The sequence below is a fragment of the Stutzerimonas stutzeri genome (assembly GCF_002890915.1).
In the GTDB taxonomy this organism is placed as follows: Bacteria; Pseudomonadota; Gammaproteobacteria; order Pseudomonadales; family Pseudomonadaceae; genus Stutzerimonas; species Stutzerimonas stutzeri_AF.
In genome coordinates this window covers 20,550-39,763 of record NZ_POUT01000016.1, presented here as the reverse complement: position 1 = coordinate 39,763, position 19,214 = coordinate 20,550, and the positions used below count along the sequence as shown (strand labels likewise).

The window sequence follows — 19,214 nt, the reverse complement described above, 5'->3', positions numbered from 1 at the left end:
TGGATGGCCGGGAGGGTTCAGCGCTTGCGTGCGATGACCTGCTCGGCCCGTGCGCGCAACTGCCCGCAGCCGCCATCGATGTCCTGGCCGGCCGAATTGCGCACCTTGGTCAACACGCCGCGGCTGTGCAGGTAGCGCACGATCTGCACGATTCGCTCGCCATCGGGACGCTGGTAGTCGTCGGCTTCCAGGCTGTTGTAGGGGATCAGGTTCATCACCGCGTACTTGCCCTTGAGCAGGCGCAGGATGCCATCCATCTCGTCCTGGTGGTCATTGATGCCCTTGAGCAGCGTCCACTGGTACTGGATCGGGAAACCCACGCTGCGCGCATAGGCCTCGCCGAGCTCGACCAGCTCATCCGGCGCGATCCGTGGCGCGCGTGGCAACAGGGCCTGGCGCAGCTCGGCGTCGGTGCTGTGCAGCGAGAGGGCCAGGGCGGGCTTGACCCGCTCATGCGGCAGGCGTTCGAACACGCGCGGGTCGCCGACCGTGGAGAACACCAGGTTCTTGTGGCCGATGCCGCCGTCTGTGCCGAGCAGGTCGATGGCCTCGAGCACGTTGTCGAGGTTGTGCGCCGGCTCGCCCATGCCCATGAACACCACCTTCTTCACCGGCCGGAAGCGCCGGGCCAGGGCGACCTGGGCGACGATTTCGGCGCTGCCCAGCTGGCGCAGCAGTCCGCTCTTGCCGGTCATGCAGAACAGGCAGCCCACCGCGCAGCCGACCTGGCTGGACACGCACAGGCCGTCGCGGGGCAGCAGCACGCTTTCCACCATCTGCCCGTCGGCCAGCTCCACCAGCAGCCTTGCCGACCCATCGGCAGCCGGATGCTCGGAGCGCAGGCGGGCGAGTGCATCGATTTCCAGGCTCAGCGCCGGCAGGCCTTCGCGCACGCTCAGTGGCAGGAAGTCCTCGGCCTGCTGCTGGCGACGCCCGACATCGAGCGGCAGGCCCTTGAGCCAGGCGCGGGTCATCCGCCCGATATGACGGGGCTTGGCGCCGATGTCGGCGAGACGTTGCTGGAAGTCGGGGATGCGCATAGGGCGCGCATTCTATCCGGGCTCAGGCGGGGAAGCGACGGCTGAACGGCACGATGCCCAGCAACAGCAGCGCGAGCAGGCCGAATGCCAGCCCCAGCGAGCCGAGATGGGCCACCACGCCCATCATCGCCGGGCCGGCGAGCACGCCGGCAAAGCCGATGGTGGTGGCGACGGTGACGGCCAGATGCGCCGGCATGCCATCCTGCCGGCTCAACGACGAGATCAGCACCGGCGAGACATTGGCGCAGCCCAGCCCGCACAGGCCGTAGCCGACCAGGGCCAGGGCCCAGTGCCCGGCTACGAGGCTCAGGGCGATGCCGATCGCCGCCAGCAGCCCGCCGAAGGCGATGACGCGAGCGGTGCCCAGGGCATTGAGCAGCGGCCCGCCGGCGAAACGGGCGATGGTCACCATCAGGGCGAACGCGGCATAGCCGAGGCCGCCCTTGGCGACTTCCAGGCCTTTCGTGCCGGTGAGGTAGAGCGCGCTCCAGTCCAGCACTGCGCCCTCGGCCAGGTAGACCACGAAGCACATCAGCCCCACCAGCAGCACCATGGTGGTGGGCCGCACGAAGGCGAAACCGCCGCCCGGTGCCCGGTTCGGCAGGAAGCCGCGGGCGAAGCCGAGGTTCGCCAGCACGACTGCGCCGATCATCAGGAAACTGCCGACCTCGGGCGTCAGGCCGAGGGTCAGCAGCCCGGTGAGCACCAGCGCACCGCTGATGGCGCCCAGGCTGTACATGCCGTGGAAATTCGACATCAGCCGGCGGCCGACGGCGGTCTCCACCAGCACCGCCTGGATGTTCATGATCACGTCGATCACGCCCAGGCTGCCGCCGAAGCAGAACAGCGCCAGGCCCAGCAGCCAGATCGAATCGGTCAGGGCCATGCCGGCCAGGGCCAGGGCGAGCAGCGCGACGCTGCACAACTGCACCGGACGGATACCCCAGCGGGCCACCAGCACGCCGGAGACGGGCATCCAGCTCAGCGAGCCGATGCCGATGCACAGCAGCAACAGGCCGAACACCGCGTCGCTCATCTCGATGCGCTCTCGCACGTAGGGCACCAGCGGTGCCCATACCGACAGGCCGAAGCCGGCCATGAAGAAGCCGCAACGCGTCGCGTGGCGCACGATGGGGGTATCGATCTGGACGGTGTTACGAACCGCAGACATGCGGTACTCCTCGATGGGCTGGATGGACGACTCGAGCGGATGGCTGACGATCTGCCGTCACCAGAGCGCCAGCAGTCCCGTATCGAAGAGAAACAGCAGCCGGCATCCCGCGGGCAGGTTCGAGGAACAGGGGATGCGTGTGCTGTGCATGGGAAGTTGGAAGCGATTCGGCTGATGGCTGTGAGGATACACGCCCCGCGGCGCGGAACAACCTGGCCCGGGCCTTCCATGCCCGGGCCGGGGCTTGTCGGGCCGTCCGGCGGCTGATTCGGAAGGTACGCATGCTATCGTTCGCCTTTGCGCCATGAGTGCCGGAGCCGTACATGAAGTTCATACACCAGCGTGAGCATCTCGAAGAAGGCGACATCGTCGTCATCCAGTGCTCGCAAACCTGCAATATTCGCCTGATGAACGATGCGAATTTCCGCAGCTTCAAGAATGGCGGCCGCCATACCTACCACGGCGGCGCCTTCGACCGCTTTCCAGCGAAGATCGTGGCGCCGAGCTCCGGATTCTGGAACATCACCCTCGATACGGTCACGCGGCGGGCCATCAGCGTGACGCGTAAACCGAACCTCACCTACTCGATCAAGGTCATTCGACGGCCCGCCTCGCGCTAGTGTTGCGCGAAACCAAGGAGCGGCCTGTGAGCCAGCAACAAAGAACGCACGTCATCTACTGGCTGTCCATCCGGCGCCATCCAGTCTCGTGCGTTCCCGGTCTATGCAGCCGGGAACGCATATGCTCGACGAAGGCCGCCGTACATGCCTGATGCCCTGAGCGGGACCAGCCGCGCACACCTGGGCATGCTGCTCTGGGCGCTGTTCGTCGGCCTGTCGTTTCCGGCGGTGGGCCTGCTCAGCGAAGGGTTGCCGCCGTTGCTGCTGACCGCCATGCGCTTCGGCATCGCTGCGCTGGTGCTGGGGCCGCTGGCCTGGCGGCAGAGCGACGGCCGACCGGGCTTGCGCACCCTGCTGCTCTACGCGGCGATGGGGCTGTGTCTGGCTGGCTTCTTCGGCACCATGTTCTGGGCGGCGCACCGGGTCAGCGCGCTGTCGATGGCGACCCTGTTCGTCAGTGTGCCGTTGCTGGCCTATTGCCTGGGGCGTGGTCTCGGTGTCGAACAGCCGGCCGGTCGGCTGCTGGCCATTCTCGCCCTGGGGGCGATCGGCGCGCTGGGCCTCGCCTGGGCGGAAAACGGTGGCGATTTCGTGGGCATGCAGCTGGGGCTGGGCGAACTGGGCTTCTTCCTCGGGTGTGTCGCTTCGGCCTTGTATCCGGTGCTCAGCAAATGGGGCCTTGCCGGGGGGACGCTGCCGCGCCAGGCCGGCTTGCGCACGTTCTGGAGCCTGGTGGCGGGCGCGATCCTCATCGGCCTGATGGGGGTGTTGTGGGAACGGCCCGCGGCACTGCTGCACATGAACCTGCTGGACCTGCTGCTGGTGATCTATCTCGGCGTGTTCTCCAGCGCCATGACCTTCTTCCTGCAGCAGCGGGCGACTGCCGCTCTCACGCCGGGAGCGGTGACCGCCTACAGCTACCTCGTGCCGTTCGTGTCGATGCTGCTGCTGTTCTTCGACCAGCCGGCGCGTATGGGCTGGCATTGGCTACCGGGGAGCCTGTTGGTGGTGCTGGCCATCGGCTTGCTGCTGCGGCGCGATGCGCGGGGCGCGTTCAGGGGCGCCTAGGGTCCGTTGGCGTTTCGTCGCGAGCCGCGTTGCTGCGGCAAATGGCAACAGACCCTAGATGACGAGGCGTTCTTCCGGCCTGGGGATCAGCCCGAAATTTCCGGCTCAACGAGATTGGCGAGCTGCATGAGCGATTCCTGCCAGCCGAGATAGCACATCTCGGTCGGGATCATCTCGGGAATTCCGCTCTGTTCGATATTCACTTCCGTGCCGCACGACACCTGCTTGAGGTTCACCGTGACCAGCATGGTGCCCGGCAGGTTGGGATCATCGAAGCTGTCGGTGTACTCGATGAGTTCACCCGGAACCAGCTGCCGATACTCGCCGCCGAAAGCGTGTTCCTGGCCGGTCGTGAAGTTTTCGAACGACATCCTGAAACCGCCGCCGACGTGCGGATCCATCCGCTGGACCTTGCAGACGAAACCGTATGGCGGAAGCCATTTGGCCATTGCACCGGCATCCACGAATGCGCGGTAGACCTTGTCCGGGGTGGTGCGAAGCACGCGATGAAGACGAACGGTTCCAGTGGCCATGGCGAAAACTCCTCTCAAGGTAAGCGAAATGCTTCGAGGCTGTTGCGACGGCCTCTAGGCATGCTCGCCCATGCGCTTTTCAAGCTGAGCGAGCACCAGGGGCCAGGCCTGCTCATGCCGGTCCCTGGAGGCTTCATCCGGAAAGCCGGCATGAACGAGTTTGACCAAAGTCCCATCGTCTTGCGGCGTGAATTCCAGCGTTACGACCGTCTCGGCTCCTTTGGTCCCGTCTTCTCCGTTGACCCAGGTAAGTTCTATCAATCGCGGGGCTTCGAGTTTCAAGAACCGTCCGTAATGAGGATGCAGCTTCCCCTCGAAGTCGGTAGCAAAGTAGAAGGGAGCATCGACCTGTGGTTTCATCAGGACGCTAGCCGGTACGGCAAACCAGCGATCGAGCTCCTCGGTCCACGCCTTGAAAAGGGTTTTAGCCGAAAGGCGCAGCCTGCGCTCGACCGTAAGTCGAAATGGCCGCGAGGATAAATCGGGTGGCATGGGCATGGTTTCTCTCCTTCCGCTGTCTGGCTGTGAAGTAGACAGCGAATAGCGCGAGAAACGCTCGGCGTTCGCGGATGGATCGGCCCGTGCGACGGACGGCGCTGCGTTATTCGTCGTCAGCGCCAGCGCTGATCGCGCCCAGGCAGCGCAGCCGGTGCGTTGGCTCTCCGCCGAGCTGCCAGCTGTCGTCCGCCGCGTCGTGCTGCGCCTCCATGACCGTGTTGTAGCTGAACTGCCAGCGGCGCTTGCTGCGACCGTCCAGCGCGTCGATCTGCAGGACGATCCGTTCGCTGGAAAACGGCTCGCCCGCTTCGGCGGCGGCGTCTGCCTGGTCCAGCAGGGCGTCGTTCAGCGTGAATGCGAAAGCATGCAGGCCGTCGATCTCCAGCATGTCGGCGGTTTCGAGCTGGTCGAGCAGGTAGGGGCTCACGGTAGTGCTCATGCGTCGTACCCCAGGTTCGGCATCAGCCAGCGCTCGCTGACCGCGAGGTCCTGGCCCTTGCGCTGGCTGTAGCTTTCCACCTGATCCTTGTCGATCTTGCCAACGGCGAAGTACTGCGCCTCGGGATGGGCGAAATACCAGCCGCTGACGGCGGCGGTGGGCAGCATGGCGTAGTGCTCGGTGAGAGTGACCTGGCTGATGCCGTCGGCATCCAGCAGCTGGAACAGCGTGCCCTTCTCGGTGTGGTCCGGGCAGGCCGGGTAACCGGGGGCAGGGCGGATGCCCTTGTACTGCTCGCGGATCAGTTCCTCGTTGCTCAGCTGCTCGTCCTTGGCATAGCCCCAGTAGTGCTTGCGCACCTGCTCGTGCAGCCATTCGGCACAGGCCTCGGCGAGGCGGTCGGCCAATGCCTTGACCATGATCGAGTTGTAGTCGTCGCCCTTGTCCTGATAGGCCTTGGCCAGTTCCTCGGCACCGATGCCAGCGGTGCAGATGAAACCGCCCACGTAGTCGGTGATGCCGGTGCTCTTCGGTGCCACGAAGTCGGCTAGCGACAGGTTTGGCTTGGCGTCCGGCTTGATGGTCTGCTGGCGCAGGTGGTGCAGGGTGGCCAGCTTCTCGCCGTTGTCACCGTACACTTCCAGGTCATCGTCCTGGATCTGGTTGGCTGGCCAGAAGCCGAACACCGCACGTGCGCGGATCAGCTTCTCGTCGACCAGCTTTTTCAGCATGGCCTGGGCATCGTTGAACAGCGAGGTGGCCGCTTCGCCAACCACCTCGTCCTCGAGGATGCGTGGGTACTTGCCGGCCAGGTCCCAGGCGATGAAGAAAGGCGTCCAGTCGATGTAGTCGACCAGGGTGCGCAGATCGATGTCTTCCAGCACCTGGCGGCCGGTGAAGCTCGGCTTGACCGGGACGTAGCCGCTCCAGTCGAACGGCGGCTTGTTGGCGATGGCATCGAGGTGGCTCAGGCGTTCGGTGCGCGCACTGCGGTTGGCGGTGCGCTCGCGGATCATCGCGTACTCCTCGCGGGTCTTGTCGACGAACGCCGGCTTGAGTTCCTTGGACAGCAGGGTGGTGGCCACGCCCACCGCGCGCGAGGCATCGGTGACATAGACCACTGCATCGTTGCTGTACTGCGGGTCGATCTTCACCGCGGTGTGCGCCTTGGAGGTGGTGGCGCCGCCGATCATCAGCGGCAGCGAGAAGCCCTGGCGCTGCATTTCACGGGCAACGTGGACCATCTCGTCCAGCGACGGGGTGATAAGGCCGGACAGGCCGATGACGTCGCACTTCTCGGCGATGGCGGTCTGCAGGATCTTTTCCGCCGGCACCATCACGCCCATGTCCACCACGTCATAGCCGTTGCAGCCGAGTACCACGCCGACGATGTTCTTGCCGATGTCGTGCACGTCGCCCTTGACGGTCGCCATGAGGATCTTGCCCTTGGCTTCCGGCTTGTCGCCCTTTTCCGCCTCGATGAAGGGGATCAGGTGGGCCACGGCCTGCTTCATCACGCGGGCGGACTTGACCACCTGGGGCAGGAACATCTTGCCCGCGCCGAACAGATCGCCCACCACGTTCATGCCGCTCATCAGCGGGCCTTCGATCACCTCGATGGGGCGTGCGCACTGCTGGCGGCACTCCTCGGTGTCCTCCACGATGAAGGCGGTGATGCCCTTGACCAGCGCGTGCTCGAGGCGCTTGTCCACCGGCAGATTGCGCCATTCCTCGGTCTCGGCTTCCTTGACCGAGCCATCGCCCTTGTACTTGTCGGCAATCTCCAGCAGCGCCTCGGTGCCGCCGGCGCTGCGGTTGAGCACCACGTCCTCGACCGCGTCGCGCAGCTCCTTCGGGATCTCGTCGTAGATCTCCAGTTGGCCGGCGTTGACGATGCCCATGGTCAGGCCCGCCTTGATCGCATGGAACAGGAACACCGAGTGGATCGCTTCGCGCACCGGGTTGTTGCCGCGGAAGGAGAAGGACACGTTGGACACGCCGCCCGAGGTCAGGGCATAGGGCAGGTTGTCGCGAATGAAGGCGCAGGCTTCGATGAAGTCGACGGCGTAGTTGTTGTGCTCTTCGATGCCGGTGGCGATGGCGAAGATGTTCGGGTCGAAGATGATGTCTTCCGGCGGGAAGCCCACCTCGTTGACCAGGATGTCGTAGCTGCGCTGGCAGATTTCGCGCTTGCGTGCAGCGGTATCGGCCTGGCCGGCTTCGTCGAAGGCCATCACCACCACCGCGGCGCCGTAGCGCTTGCACAGGTGGGCGTGGTGCTTGAACTGCTCGACGCCTTCCTTCATGGAGATGGAGTTGACGATGCCCTTGCCCTGGATGCACTTGAGGCCCGCCTCGATCACTTCCCACTTGGAGGAGTCGATCATGATCGGCACGCGGGAGATGTCCGGCTCGCCGGCGATCAGGTTGAGGAAGGTGACCATGGCCGCCTTCGAATCCAGCATGCCCTCGTCCATGTTGATGTCGATCACCTGGGCGCCGGCTTCCACCTGCTGCAGGGCCACTTCCAGCGCCTCGGTGTAGTTCTCCTCGCGGATCAGGCGGGCGAACTTGGCCGAGCCGGTGATATTGGTGCGCTCCCCGACATTGACGAACAGCGAGCTGCGGTCGATGGTGAAGGGCTCCAGGCCCGACAGGCGACAGGCCTTGGGAATCTCCGGAATCTCGCGCGGCGGGTACTTGCTGACAGCCTCGGCAATCGCCTGGATGTGCGCCGGCGTGGTGCCGCAGCAGCCGCCGATGATGTTGAGAAAGCCGGATGCGGCGAATTCCTCGACCACCGCGGCCATTTCTGCCGGGCTTTCATCGTATTCGCCGAAGGCGTTGGGCAGGCCGGCGTTGGGGTGGGCGGACACATGGGTGCCGGCCTTGGTCGCCAGCTCCTCCAGATAGGGGCGCAGGTCCTTGGCGCCGAGGGCGCAGTTCAGGCCCACGGAGATCGGCTTGGCATGGCGCACCGAGTTCCAGAACGCCTCGGTGGTCTGGCCGGACAGCGTGCGGCCGGAGGCGTCGGTGATGGTGCCGGAGATCATGATCGGCAGCTCGACGCCGTCTTCCTCGAACACCTGCTGCACGGCGAAGATCGCCGCCTTGGCGTTCAGCGTGTCGAAGATCGTTTCGATCAGGATCAGGTCGGCGCCACCGGCAATCAGGCCACGGGTGGCTTCGATGTAGTTTTCCACCAGCAGGTCGAAGGTGACGTTGCGGTAGCCGGGGTTGTTGACGTCCGGCGAGATGGAGCAGGTGCGGCTGGTCGGGCCGAGCACGCCGGCGACGAAACGCGGGCGATCCGGCGTCTCGGCGGTCTTGGCATCGGCCACTTCCCGGGCCAGGCGCGCACCTTCGACGTTCAGCTCGTAGACCAGTTCTTCCATGCCGTAGTCGGCCTGGGAGACCCGGGTGGCATTGAAGGTGTTGGTTTCCAGAATGTCGGCGCCGGCATCGAGATAGGCCTTCTCGATGGCCTGGATGACGTCGGGGCGGGAGAGCAGCAACAGGTCGTTATTGCCCTTCACGTCGCTCGGCCAGTCGGCGAAGCGTTCGCCGCGGTAGTCGGACTCCTCCAGCTTGTAGCTCTGGATCATGGTGCCCATGCCGCCGTCGAGGATCAGGATGCGCTCCTTTAGAGCATGCTGAAGGGCCTGAAGGCGAGCGTTGCGAGTGGACATGGGGGACTACCTGAAAAGCGGGGAGAAAGTGCGCGAATGATAGCAAAGCTGCATGCTTTTCGAGCTCTCGCTCTTTTGCATGAATAATATTCAGGTTGCCGCAGCGCGGCGGCAGCGATCCGAAGAGCCGGTAGCGGCACGGCCAGGTGCTCGCCTCGGCCGGCCCGGCTGGCTAGAATGCCGGCTTCCCTCAAGGTGCGTTCATCATGACCTTTCGCTGCTGGCTCGGCTGCCTGTTCCTGCTTTGCACCACCCTGGTGCGGGCGGAACCGCTCTCCTACCAGCGCGATATCCAGCCGATCTTCACCGCCAAATGCGTTGCTTGCCACGCCTGCTACGACTCGCCATGCCAGCTCAATCTCGGCAGTGCAGAAGGCGCGGCGCGCGGCGGCCACAAACTGCCGGTCTATAACGGCGCACGGGCCAAGGCGCAAACCCCCACACGGCTTTTTCTCGACGCCGAAGACGAGGCCGGCTGGCGGCGCAAGGGCTTTCATTCGGTACTCGAGGCCCAGGGCAGCCAGGCGGCGCTGATGGCCCGCATGCTGGAGCTGGGGCGCAGCCAGCCGCTGACGCCCAACGCCAAGCTGCCAGCCGACCTGGATATCGGCATTGGCCGGGAAAACAGTTGCCCACTGCCGGGGGAGTTCGACGACTACGCCCGGCAGAATGCCCATGCTGGCATGCCATTCGCGGTCACCGGACTCAGCGACGCGGAGTACGAGCGCCTGCAACGCTGGCTGGAGCAGGGCGCCCCGGTCGATTACCAGGCACCGAAACCGCCGGCCGCCGAGGCGGCGCAGATAGCCGAATGGGAGCGCTTGCTGAACGCCCCTGGCCCGCGGGGAACGCTGGTCGGCCGCTGGTTGTATGAACATCTGTTCATCGCCCATCTCTATTTCGAAGGGACGGGGACGGGAGGCCCGCATTTCTACCAGCTGGTACGCTCCCGCACGCCCAGCGGCGAGCCCGTCGATGCGATCGCCACGCGCCGCCCCAACGACGATCCCGGTACGCACTTTCATTACCGGCTGCGGCCGATCCCCGATGTGATCGTGCACAAGACGCACATCACCTATCCGCTCAGCCCCGCGAAGCTGGCGCGGGTCAAGGCGCTGTTCTTCAGCGACGACTGGCGCGTCGATGCGGTACCGGGATACGGTGCCGGCCACCGGGCGAATCCGTTCCGGGCCTTCCAGGCGATTCCGGCGCAGGCGCGCTACCAGTTCATGCTGGATAACGCCGAATATTTCGTGCGTACGTTCATTCGTGGACCGGTGTGCCGCGGGCAGATCGCCACCGATGTGATTCGTGACAACTTCTGGGTGTTGTTCCAGGACCCGCAGTACGACCTGTACGTCACCGACCGGCACTTTCGCGAACGAACCACGCCGCTGCTGGCGATGCCTGGGCAGCTCGACGAAGTTGGCGATCTGCTCGGCTTCTGGCAGACCTATCGAGTCAAACGCAACCAGTACGAGCAACTGCGCATGCAGGCCTATGCCGGCGAACCGGCGCAATGGCGGCATCTCTGGGCGGGCAACGACAATGCTCTGCTGACGATCTTCCGCCAGCATGACAGTGCGTCGGTGCGCAAAGGGCTGATCGGCGAGATTCCGCAGACGCTCTGGTGGATGGACTTTCCGCTGCTCGAACGCACCTACTATCAGTTGGTGGTCAATTTCGACGTGTTCGGCAACGTCTCCCATCAGGGGCAGACGCGGTTGTATTTCGACCTGATCCGCAACGGCGCCGAGCTGAACTTCCTGCGCCTGCTGCCGGCGGCTTCGCGCCAGGCCATTCTCGATGGCTGGTACGAGAAGAGTGGCCAGTTGAAGCTGCTGCTCGCTTATACGGCGATCGACAGCGCGACGCCCTCGCTGCTGGAACTGGACAAGGGCGACCCGAAGCAGGCCTTCGCTCGGCAATTGCTGGCGCGTCGTGCTAACATCAATGCCGCGCCGGACCCGATCAACCGCTGCCCGGGCAGCCATTGCTACCGTACCGATCAGCCGCCAGCGCTGCAACGCGCCGAGCAGGCGCTCAGCCGCCTGACCAACCGCCTGGCAGCCGGACTGCCGGTGATCCGCAGCCTGCCCGAGGCCACGCTGCTTCGCGTCGAACAGGGCGACGGCCGGCGCGAGATCTACAGCCTGCTGCGCAACCGGGCTCACAGCAACGTGGCGTTCATGTACGGCGAATCGCTGCGCTGGCAGCCGCGCCTGGATACGCTGACGGTCTATCCGGGCATTCTCAGCAGTTATCCCAATTTCATCTTCAACCTGCCGGCGGCGGAGGTGCCCGCGTTCGTCGCGGCCCTGGAGCGGGTGAAGGAGGGCGAGGACTTCGAACGCATCGTCGAGCGCTGGGGCGTGCGCCGCAGCCACCCGAGGTTCTGGGATTACTTCAATGACCTGGCACGTTACCTGGAGGAGACCGACCCCCTGGAAGCCGGTGTGCTGGATATGAACCGCTACGAGAACCTCTAGGGTGGCAAAGGCGGCGTTGCGAACGGCGCTCGAATGGAGTATTCCTACCAAAATACTAGGACTTAACCGCGGCAGTGGTTTGGCGTAAACTGCCGCGCATGTCTGCGAGGAGTTCCCATGAGCGCGATCACCATTACCGAAGCTGCACACGATTATTTGGCCGACCTGCTCGAAAAGCAGAACACCACCGGCATCGGCATCCGGATTTTCATTACCCAGCCGGGCACCCCTTATGCGGAAACCTGTATCGCCTATTGCAAGCCGGGCGAGGAAAAACCGGACGATATCGCCCTGGCACTGAAGAGCTTCACCGCCTGGATCGACGGCACCAGCGAGCCGTTCCTGGAGGATGCGCTGGTCGACTACGCGACCGACCGCATGGGCGGCCAGCTGACCATCAAGGCGCCGAATGCCAAGGTGCCGATGGTCAATGAAGACAGCCCGCTGAACGAGCGGATCAATTACTACCTGCAGACTGAAATCAACCCGGGCCTGGCGAGCCACGGCGGCCAGGTTTCGCTGATCGACGTGGTCGAGGAAGGCATTGCGGTGCTGCAGTTCGGTGGCGGTTGCCAAGGCTGCGGCCAGGCGGACGTGACGCTCAAGGAAGGTATCGAGAAAACCCTGCTGGCGCGAATTCCGGAGCTCAAGGGCGTGCGTGACGTGACCGACCACACCAACCGCGAAAACGCCTACTACTGATAGCGGCGTTTTTCCCTGGGCGGAGCGCGAGACACCCTGCGCATCCGCCCCTCGCAGGCTTTTTGGGCAAAATGCCACTATTTTGCCTTCATGGTGCACACACCATGCGCTGCGTGCGCTAAGCTCTGTCGCTTCGGTTGACCGGGCAACGAGAGCTCGCACCAGATGTCTGCCATTTCGCTATTGATCTGCGACGATTCGAGCCTGGCACGCAAGCAGCTGCTGCAGGCGCTGCCGGCTGGCTGGCCGGTGACGGTCAGCCAGGCAGCCACCGGCCTGGAGGCGCTGGAGCGCATCCGCCAGGGCGATATCGATGTGCTGCTGCTCGACCTCACCATGCCCGAACTGGATGGCTATCAGGTGCTCGCGCAGCTGCGCCAGGAAGGGCTGGGCTGCAAGACCATCGTCATCTCCGCCGACATTCAGGATGAGGCCGTACGGCGGGTGCTCGAGCTCGGGGCGCTGGCCTTCATCAAGAAACCCGCCGACCCCGTCCACCTGCACCAGACCCTGGCCAGCCTCGGCCTGCTCGACGACCTGTCGGCGCTGGTCGGCCGTAGCGAAGGCGAGTCGATCGGCTTTCGCGACGCCTTCCGCGAGGTGGTCAACGTCGCCATGGGGCGCGCGGCGGCCCTGCTGGCGCGCGTGCTCGGCGTGTTCATCCAGTTGCCGATCCCCAACGTCAACATCCTCGAAGTCGGCGAGCTGCACATGGCACTGGCCGATGCCGCGCGCGGCGACAAGCTGACGGCCGTCTGCCAGGGCTATATCGGCGGCGGTATCGCCGGGGAAGCGCTGCTGCTGTTCCATGACTCCGAGGTGGCCGACATGGCGCGCTTGATGCGCCGGCAGGATTATCTGGAAATGGAGATGCTCCTGGACCTGTCGAGCCTGCTGATCAGCGCCTGCCTCAGTGGCATCGCCGAGCAGATCGAGGTGGTGTTTTCCCAGGGGCATCCGCAGGTGCTGGGGCAGCACGCCTCCATCGACGAGCTCATCCGGCTCAACAGCGCCCGCTGGAAAAAGACCCTGGCCGTGGAGATCAGCTACAGCCTGGAGGGGCACGATATCCATTTCGACCTGTTACTGCTGTTCACGGAAGACTCGGTCGAGCTGCTGCGCCGCAAGCTCGCCTACCTGATGGATTGAACATGAGCCATTCGAGCGAGCTGAACGAACTGCACTGGCTGCTGGCCATTGTCCAGAGCATCGATGTAGGCGTGGTGGTGCTGGACCGGGACTACCGCGTCGAGGTCTGGAACACCTTCATGGAGAACCGCTCCGGTCGACCGCCGGAGCGGGCGCGCAACTGTTCGTTCTTCGAGCTGTTTCCCGAGGTGGACGAGGACTGGTTCCGGCGCAAGGTAGAGAGCGTGATGACGCTTGGCACGCCGTCCTTCACCATCTGGGAACAGCGGCCCTACCTGCTGCGGTTCAAGAATTACCAGCCGATCACCGGGCTGGAAGACTTCATGTACCAGAACACCACGCTGCTGCCGCTCAAGGGAGTCAATGGCAGCATCGATCAGGTCTGCCTGATCATCTACGACGTGACCGACGTGGCGGTCAACCGGCGCCAGTTGCAGGCGGCCAACGCCGAGCTGCAGCGGTTGTCGAGTACCGATCGCCTGACCGGGCTCTACAACCGCGGACACTGGGAAGAAATGCTGCGCCTGGACTACGCCCGTCATCGTCGCTACGACAGCCTGGCGGCGTTGGTCATGTTCGACATCGATCACTTCAAGGCGATCAACGACAACTACGGCCACCAGGCCGGGGATGCGGTCATCCAGCAGGTGGCCGAACTGATTCGCGAGAACCTGCGCGACTCGGACGTTGCGGGGCGCTACGGCGGCGAGGAGTTCGTCGTGTTACTGCCGGACACCGACAAGCAGGGTGCGCTGACGTTCGCCGAGCGGCTGCGGCATGCGGTCGAGTCGTGCGAGGTTTGCCACGAGCAGCATCGCATCCGCTTCACCATCAGCCTGGGGGTCGCCGACCTCAGCGTGCCCAGCAGCGGTCACGCGCAGTTGATCGAATGGGCCGACTCCGCGCTGTACGCATCCAAGGCCGGCGGGCGCAACCGCGTCACCCTGCATCAGCACTAGTGGCCCGTGCGGTTAGTTGGTTGGCCCGGAGCGCCGGAATTGGCTAACTGAACCGGCCAAACAGGCCGCTAGCATCAGGCGGCGGCTTCGGCAGCGCTTTGCCGCCCGCAAAGCAGCAGCACGGCGACGGCGAGCAGGCCCAGCATGCCGATGTTGACGGCCGACCAGCCGATGCCGGTGATCAACGCGCCGCAGGCGAACGACATGAAGGCTGCCGCATAGCCGTTGCCCAGTTCCATCAACCCCTGCGCGGCGGAGCGCTCCTCGGGCCGGTGGCCGCTTCCGAGCAGGGTGGTTCCGGCCACCAGCATCAGGTTCCAGCCCACGCCCAGCAGGCAGGAGCTCAGCAGGAAATGCTCGAAGCTCTCGCCGGCAATGGCGATTGCCGCACTGGCCGCCAGGGTCGCAGCCCCACCCAATGCGACACGCACGCTGCCCAGGCGATCGACCAGCGTGCCGGCGACGAATGCAGGCAGGAACATGCCCAGCAGGTGCCACTGGATCACCGTCGCACTGTCATCCAGCCCCAGGTTGCAGAAGCTCATCGCCAAGGGCGTGGCGTTCATTACCAGGATCATCAGGCCGTGGCCGACAGCGGTGGTGATGATCGCCGTGCGTACCACCGGCCGGCGCAACAGCTCCCGGGCGCGAACCGTGGCCGCTGCCGATTGCATGGGCGCGTGGGGGCTGGCGGGTAGCGAGGCCACCACCAGCAGGCCCATCGCGGCCAACCCCGCCATGAGCAGGTAGGCGCCCGCGAAAGGCACCGGCAATGCCTCGCGTGCCAGGGCGCCGAGGCTCGGTGCCAGCAACGCCGCGCAGACCCCACCGCCGATCACGCAAGCGGTGGCGCGGCCTTTCTCGGCATCGCCTACCGTCTCGAGCGCGGCGAAGCGGTAGAACATCGCCGATGCCTGGTAGGCGCCCAGCGGCAGCGCCCCCAGGCATAGCAGCAGAAAGTCGCCGAGCCAGACGCCTGCGCTGCTGAGCAGGCCGCCTAGCACCCCCGCCAGCGCGCCGAGGACGAAACCCTGGCGGCGGCCGCGCAGTTGCATCCGCCGCGACAGCGGCTGGATGGCGAGCAGATTGCCCAGCACCAGCAAGGCGACCGGCAGCGTCGCGAGGCCATTGACCGGCGCCAACTGCAGGCCGATCAGCGCGGTCAGGGTGATGCCGGTCATCGAACAGGTCCAGAACAGCGCCTGGGCAATGAACAGGCGCAGGATGACAGGATTGCCGATCAGCATGGTCGTCTCCTTTCTAGTAGCGGTTCAGGCGAAGCGCGCCGCATATTCCTGCGGGCTGATCGACAGGTGTTTCTGGAAGGTGCGCCGCATGTTCTCCGGGTGACCGTAGCCGGCCATCCGGGCAACCGTGGCGATGCACGCCTGGCCGTCCGACAGCAGACTTCTCGCGGCTTGCAGGCGTACCTGCTCGACGTAGCGACCCGGGCCGATGCCCAGCTCGGCCTTGAACAGGCGGCACAGGCTGCGCGGTGACATATGCGCCTGGCGCGCGAGCGCCTCGATGCCGAGATCGCCGTCCAGGTGCGCGGGGATCCATTCCAGCAAGGCGCCGAGCCGGGAAACCTCGCTGCTCGCCGGAGGAAGCAGGGCGCTGAACTGTGCCTGGCCACCGGGGCGCCGCAGGAACATGACCAACCGGCGCGCCACGGCCAACGCCGTGACACGGCCCAGGTCGGCTTCCACCAGGGCCAGGGCGAGATCGATACCGGCGGTCACGCCGGCCGAGGTGAACAGGTGCGCGGCCTCGTCGTCCTTCGGGTCGTAGGTGTGCAGCCGATCGACATCCACCTGGACGGCGGGATAGTCCTGGCGCAAGGCTTCCACGTCGGCCCAGTGGGTAGTTGCCGTGCGCCGGTCGAGCAGGCCGGCGGCGGCCAGTATCAGTGCGCCGGAACAGACCGAGCCCAAGCGGCGCACCTTCGGCTCCGCCGCCTGCAGCCAGGCGAGCAGGGCGGCGTTGCGGCACTGCGCCTCGACGCCGGCACCGCCTGGCACCAGCAGGGTGTCCAGAGTCGCCGGCGGAACATCCTGCCAGCACGCATCCACGCACAGACGGATGCCGCACGAGGTCGCCACCGGGACGGGGTGCTGGCCAAGCAGTAGCAGTCGATAGCACTCGGGCAGGCCCTGGCGCGTGCGTTCCACGTTGGCAGAGGCGAACACCTGCATGGGTCCGGTTACATCGAGGCTCATCACCTCGGGAAATGCCAGCGTGGCAATGGTTCGAAGGCTCATGGCACATCTCGCTGAATGGGTAGAGCGAGTGTGGCGAGAGGAACTGATGGCGACAATGACAAACATCCCATGAATCTTGCCAATGGGCTGGGAGCGACTGCCGTTTCGTCGCGGCCAGGTTGCGGCGCCGAATGGAGTAGCCTTAGCGCGCAGCCTCCCGAAGGAACGCCAGCAATGCGACCTCTTCGCTGCTCAGCCATTTGCGCTTGCGCGCGGCGCGCAGGCTGGCCAGCGTGCCTGCGCTGAAGGCTTGCAGGATTGCCGGATGGATGTAGCACTGGCGGCACACGGCGGGCGTGTTGCCCAACTGGCTGGCGACTTGTTTGATGGTTTCGACCAGGTTCTGTCGTGCCCTAGCCTCTGGTGAGGCCTCCAGCTTGCGCAGGCGCTCCAGCGCCAGCGCGCTGCCGGCCCAGGTGCGGTAATCCTTGGCAGTGAAGTCGCGGCCGGTCATTTCCTGCAGATAGAGGTTCACGTCGTTGGAGCTGACGGCGCGGCGCTGGCCGGCTTCGTCCAGATACTGGAACAACTGCTGCCCCGGCAGCTCCATGCAACGGCGCATGAGTGCGGCCAGGCGTCGGTCGCGCAGGGTGACCTTGTGCTCCACGCCGCTCTTGCCGCGAAACTGGAAGCGTATCGACGTGCCCCGGATATCCACATGGCGGGTGCACAGCGTGGTCAATCCGTAGGAACGGTTGCTGCGGGCGTAGCGTGGATTGCCGATGCGGATCAGCGTCGACTCCAGCAACGTCACCACCAGGGCCATGACCTTCTCGCGTGGCAGGCCGCTGAGCGCCAGATGTTCTTCCAGGCGGCTGCGCAGGTTCGGTAGCGCCTGGCCGAATTCGAGCATGCGTTCGTATTTGTTGCTGTCGCGGATCTCGCGCCAGCGCGGATGGTAGCGATACTGCTTGCGCCCGCGGGCATCGCGTCCGGTGGCCTGCAGATGGCCTTGCGGGTGCGGGCAGATCCATACGTCCTGGTAGGCCGGCGGGATCGCCAGCTTGGCGATCCGCTGGATTTCGCCGGCATCGCGGATACGTTCGCCCTGTGGGCCGAAATAGACGAACTTGCCACGCAGGCGCCGACGGCTTATGCCGGGCTGGCTATCGTCGACGTAATGCAGGTCCGGCGGCAGCTCGGGGCAGAGCGGGGTGCCGGTGTCGCCGGCTTCATCGCGGGGAACCGGGCGCTTGCCCTCGGCAAGGGGCCGGCGTGGAGCATTCACGGCGTCGCGGCGCCCGCGCGGTGTCGCCAAGGATGCGGCCTCGCCAGGTGGCCTGGCGAGGCGGTCTCACGCATTCAGTTGTCCTTCTCGGCGCTGTTGCGCATCAACAGGCGGATCGCCGCGACCAGCTCGTCGACGGCTTCGCGGTAAAGTGCGGGCTTGGCTTCGGTTTCCGCCTGGTCGGCGTGTTTGCGGGCAGTATCGAGGTGGTCGTTAATCGATGAGTAGTCACCGAGCATGGCGTGCTCCTGATGTCGTTCGCGAAATGAAAAGCTGCTTCGAGCGAGTGCCCGAGTAGCCGCCTCTTTAACTGACCGGGCGCGCGTGCGGCGGTTCACCGGGTACGCTGAGTTGCCAGGGCCTTCGACCAGGAGGGATTGTTGCATCGCGGGCAGTGCAGTTGCTGATGCGTTTCGAGAGCCTGGGGAAAGCCGCAGCGGCTGCAGGCATACATGCCGCTCGCCGGTATCTGCTGAAACACCGGGCGATATTCCGCCGGCAGCACGGGCAGGCCAGGGCGAACCGCGTCGGGGGCGTGAAAGAACAGGCTGACGTTCCCGTCGTTTTCCAGGATGCCCAGGCGTACCTGGCCGAGATGTTCGACCCCCTGTTGGCGCAGCTCCATGAAAAACTCGTCGGCGGATATGTTCAGGCTGTCGAGGCTGCGCAGTTCATAGATGCCGTCGCGGATGATGGTGACCGGCTTGCCCTCCAGCCAGGCGCCAAACCGCCCGCTGCGGTTCATGAAGTAGACCGTCAGCCGGTAAAGCGCCAGCAGCGTCGCGAAAACGGCCGCGACCGGCAGCAGTGGCACGTCCTCGTAGAAGGACACATCGCCGGCGGCCGAGCCGAGCGTGAGGATGATCACCAGCTCGAACACCGATAGCTGACGAATGCCACGACGGCCGCTGACCTTGAGGAAGATGAAAACCGCGACGAAGGCGAACAGCGCCCGCAGTGCCACTTCGGCGATGAACATCAGCGGAAAGTCGTGCAGCAGCATGCGCTGCAAGTCGAATGGAGTCATCCTGGCCTCATCCTTCCAGGTAAACCAGGCGGGCTCGCAGGGCGAGCGGTGGATCGCGGGTCATTCAGGCGCCACGGTGAACTCCAGTTCGATGCCGTCGCCGCTGCCGTCGCCGACCACCGAACCCACGACGGGCTTGTGGGTGACTTCGCGGCCTCGGTAGAACTCGCACAGGTGCCGCTGTGCCACTGCGCATATGCGGGTGAGCAGGCCGGTGAACTGGGCGTCGCGCGGGACGATGAAGCGGAGTTTCACGCAGTGGGCGTCCGGCCCGTTCGGCAGGTTCGCCAGGCCGCTGCTTTGCCATTGATCGTTGACATAGGCTTCGGCGCCTTTCATGG

18 protein-coding genes are annotated in these 19,214 nt (G+C 65.1%); 6 read left to right on the top strand and 12 right to left on the bottom strand.

Translation table 11 applies throughout. The features are described 5' to 3' along the window. Positions 1-17: 17 nt before the first annotated feature. Both CXK94_RS20235 and CXK94_RS20230 read right to left on the bottom strand, forming a co-directional pair. A complete protein-coding gene (locus CXK94_RS20235) occupies positions 18-1,040 on the bottom strand; it encodes an RNA methyltransferase (RefSeq protein WP_102895645.1) in 1,023 nt (340 codons plus the stop codon). A 22-nt stretch (positions 1,041-1,062) separates the two neighbouring features. After that, complete coding sequence (locus CXK94_RS20230; protein ID WP_102895644.1) at positions 1,063-2,211, bottom strand: MFS transporter; 1,149 nt, start codon at positions 2,209-2,211, stop codon at positions 1,063-1,065. Positions 2,212-2,534: 323 nt separating this feature from the next. Between CXK94_RS20230 and CXK94_RS20225 the strand changes: the two genes are divergently transcribed. Both CXK94_RS20225 and CXK94_RS20220 read left to right on the top strand, forming a co-directional pair. Beyond that, positions 2,535-2,831 carry a DUF1883 domain-containing protein gene (locus CXK94_RS20225; protein ID WP_102895643.1) on the top strand — a complete coding sequence of 99 codons (297 nt, stop codon included), beginning with the start codon at positions 2,535-2,537 and terminating at the stop codon, positions 2,829-2,831. A 144-nt stretch (positions 2,832-2,975) separates the two neighbouring features. After that, positions 2,976-3,899, top strand: coding sequence for a DMT family transporter (locus CXK94_RS20220; RefSeq protein ID WP_102895642.1), 924 nt, complete (start codon positions 2,976-2,978; stop codon positions 3,897-3,899). 86 nt (positions 3,900-3,985) lie between these two features. Here CXK94_RS20220 and CXK94_RS20215 read toward each other — a convergent pair whose 3' ends face one another. The 4 genes from CXK94_RS20215 to metH all read right to left on the bottom strand — a co-directional run bounded on the left by CXK94_RS20215 (position 3,986) and on the right by metH (position 9,058). After that, positions 3,986-4,432, bottom strand: coding sequence for an SRPBCC family protein (locus CXK94_RS20215; protein ID WP_102895641.1), 447 nt, complete (start codon positions 4,430-4,432; stop codon positions 3,986-3,988). 54 nt (positions 4,433-4,486) lie between these two features. Then, positions 4,487-4,930 carry an SRPBCC family protein gene (locus CXK94_RS20210; RefSeq protein ID WP_102895640.1) on the bottom strand — a complete coding sequence of 148 codons (444 nt, stop codon included), beginning with the start codon at positions 4,928-4,930 and terminating at the stop codon, positions 4,487-4,489. Between the two features lie 103 nt (positions 4,931-5,033). After that, entirely contained in the window at positions 5,034-5,369 is a 336-nt protein-coding gene (locus CXK94_RS20205; RefSeq protein ID WP_102895639.1) for a DUF5629 family protein, read from the bottom strand. Then, positions 5,366-9,058, bottom strand: coding sequence for a methionine synthase (gene metH / locus CXK94_RS20200; RefSeq protein ID WP_102895638.1), 3,693 nt, complete (start codon positions 9,056-9,058; stop codon positions 5,366-5,368). Before metH ends, CXK94_RS20205 begins: the two co-directional genes overlap by 4 nt. A gap of 206 nt (positions 9,059-9,264) precedes the next feature. Between metH and CXK94_RS20195 the strand changes: the two genes are divergently transcribed. From CXK94_RS20195 to CXK94_RS20180, 4 genes are all read left to right on the top strand, one after another. Beyond that, positions 9,265-11,547 (top strand): fatty acid cis/trans isomerase, encoded by a 2,283-nt coding sequence (locus CXK94_RS20195; protein WP_102895637.1) that lies wholly within the window; start codon positions 9,265-9,267, stop codon positions 11,545-11,547. A gap of 117 nt (positions 11,548-11,664) precedes the next feature. Next, positions 11,665-12,249: a Fe-S biogenesis protein NfuA gene (gene nfuA, locus CXK94_RS20190; protein ID WP_037037381.1), complete on the top strand. Its 585-nt coding sequence runs from the start codon at positions 11,665-11,667 to the stop codon at positions 12,247-12,249. 165 nt (positions 12,250-12,414) lie between these two features. Then, positions 12,415-13,398, top strand: a complete 984-nt coding sequence (locus tag CXK94_RS20185) for a response regulator (protein ID WP_102895636.1) — start codon at positions 12,415-12,417, stop codon at positions 13,396-13,398. 2 nt (positions 13,399-13,400) lie between these two features. Beyond that, positions 13,401-14,357 (top strand): sensor domain-containing diguanylate cyclase, encoded by a 957-nt coding sequence (locus CXK94_RS20180; RefSeq protein ID WP_037037382.1) that lies wholly within the window; start codon positions 13,401-13,403, stop codon positions 14,355-14,357. Positions 14,358-14,431: 74 nt separating this feature from the next. On the opposite strand, the gene CXK94_RS20175 is transcribed toward CXK94_RS20180, so the two are convergent. The 6 genes from CXK94_RS20175 to CXK94_RS20155 all read right to left on the bottom strand — a co-directional run bounded on the left by CXK94_RS20175 (position 14,432) and on the right by CXK94_RS20155 (position 19,212). Beyond that, positions 14,432-15,604 (bottom strand): MFS transporter, encoded by a 1,173-nt coding sequence (locus tag CXK94_RS20175; RefSeq protein ID WP_102895635.1) that lies wholly within the window; start codon positions 15,602-15,604, stop codon positions 14,432-14,434. Between the two features lie 24 nt (positions 15,605-15,628). Continuing rightward, positions 15,629-16,618, bottom strand: coding sequence for a GlxA family transcriptional regulator (locus tag CXK94_RS20170; RefSeq protein ID WP_037037385.1), 990 nt, complete (start codon positions 16,616-16,618; stop codon positions 15,629-15,631). Positions 16,619-16,760: 142 nt separating this feature from the next. Next, complete coding sequence (locus CXK94_RS20165; RefSeq protein ID WP_102895670.1) at positions 16,761-17,846, bottom strand: DNA topoisomerase IB; 1,086 nt, start codon at positions 17,844-17,846, stop codon at positions 16,761-16,763. 74 nt (positions 17,847-17,920) lie between these two features. Continuing rightward, on the bottom strand, positions 17,921-18,085 hold the full coding sequence (locus CXK94_RS22495; protein WP_164838419.1) for a hypothetical protein: 165 nt from the start codon (positions 18,083-18,085) through the stop codon (positions 17,921-17,923). A 95-nt stretch (positions 18,086-18,180) separates the two neighbouring features. Further along, positions 18,181-18,873 (bottom strand): DUF421 domain-containing protein, encoded by a 693-nt coding sequence (locus tag CXK94_RS20160; protein ID WP_102895634.1) that lies wholly within the window; start codon positions 18,871-18,873, stop codon positions 18,181-18,183. 60 nt (positions 18,874-18,933) lie between these two features. Beyond that, on the bottom strand, positions 18,934-19,212 hold the full coding sequence (locus CXK94_RS20155; protein ID WP_037037393.1) for a hypothetical protein: 279 nt from the start codon (positions 19,210-19,212) through the stop codon (positions 18,934-18,936). Positions 19,213-19,214 lie beyond the last annotated feature (2 nt).

Coding starts and splice junctions, on each gene's coding strand:
- CXK94_RS20205 (WP_102895639.1), bottom strand. CDS start 5,369: ATGAGCACTACCGTGAGCCCCTACCTGCTCGACCAGCTCGAAACCGCC.
- CXK94_RS20185 (WP_102895636.1), top strand. CDS start 12,415: ATGTCTGCCATTTCGCTATTGATCTGCGACGATTCGAGCCTGGCACGC.
- CXK94_RS20180 (WP_037037382.1), top strand. CDS start 13,401: ATGAGCCATTCGAGCGAGCTGAACGAACTGCACTGGCTGCTGGCCATT.
- CXK94_RS22495 (WP_164838419.1), bottom strand. CDS start 18,085: ATGCTCGGTGACTACTCATCGATTAACGACCACCTCGATACTGCCCGC.
- CXK94_RS20160 (WP_102895634.1), bottom strand. CDS start 18,873: ATGACTCCATTCGACTTGCAGCGCATGCTGCTGCACGACTTTCCGCTG.
- nfuA (WP_037037381.1), top strand. CDS start 11,665: ATGAGCGCGATCACCATTACCGAAGCTGCACACGATTATTTGGCCGAC.
- CXK94_RS20210 (WP_102895640.1), bottom strand. CDS start 4,930: ATGCCCATGCCACCCGATTTATCCTCGCGGCCATTTCGACTTACGGTC.
- CXK94_RS20230 (WP_102895644.1), bottom strand. CDS start 2,211: ATGTCTGCGGTTCGTAACACCGTCCAGATCGATACCCCCATCGTGCGC.
- CXK94_RS20235 (WP_102895645.1), bottom strand. CDS start 1,040: ATGCGCATCCCCGACTTCCAGCAACGTCTCGCCGACATCGGCGCCAAG.
- CXK94_RS20170 (WP_037037385.1), bottom strand. CDS start 16,618: ATGAGCCTTCGAACCATTGCCACGCTGGCATTTCCCGAGGTGATGAGC.
- CXK94_RS20195 (WP_102895637.1), top strand. CDS start 9,265: ATGACCTTTCGCTGCTGGCTCGGCTGCCTGTTCCTGCTTTGCACCACC.
- metH (WP_102895638.1), bottom strand. CDS start 9,058: ATGTCCACTCGCAACGCTCGCCTTCAGGCCCTTCAGCATGCTCTAAAG.
- CXK94_RS20215 (WP_102895641.1), bottom strand. CDS start 4,432: ATGGCCACTGGAACCGTTCGTCTTCATCGCGTGCTTCGCACCACCCCG.
- CXK94_RS20220 (WP_102895642.1), top strand. CDS start 2,976: ATGCCTGATGCCCTGAGCGGGACCAGCCGCGCACACCTGGGCATGCTG.
- CXK94_RS20175 (WP_102895635.1), bottom strand. CDS start 15,604: ATGCTGATCGGCAATCCTGTCATCCTGCGCCTGTTCATTGCCCAGGCG.
- CXK94_RS20155 (WP_037037393.1), bottom strand. CDS start 19,212: ATGAAAGGCGCCGAAGCCTATGTCAACGATCAATGGCAAAGCAGCGGC.
- CXK94_RS20225 (WP_102895643.1), top strand. CDS start 2,535: ATGAAGTTCATACACCAGCGTGAGCATCTCGAAGAAGGCGACATCGTC.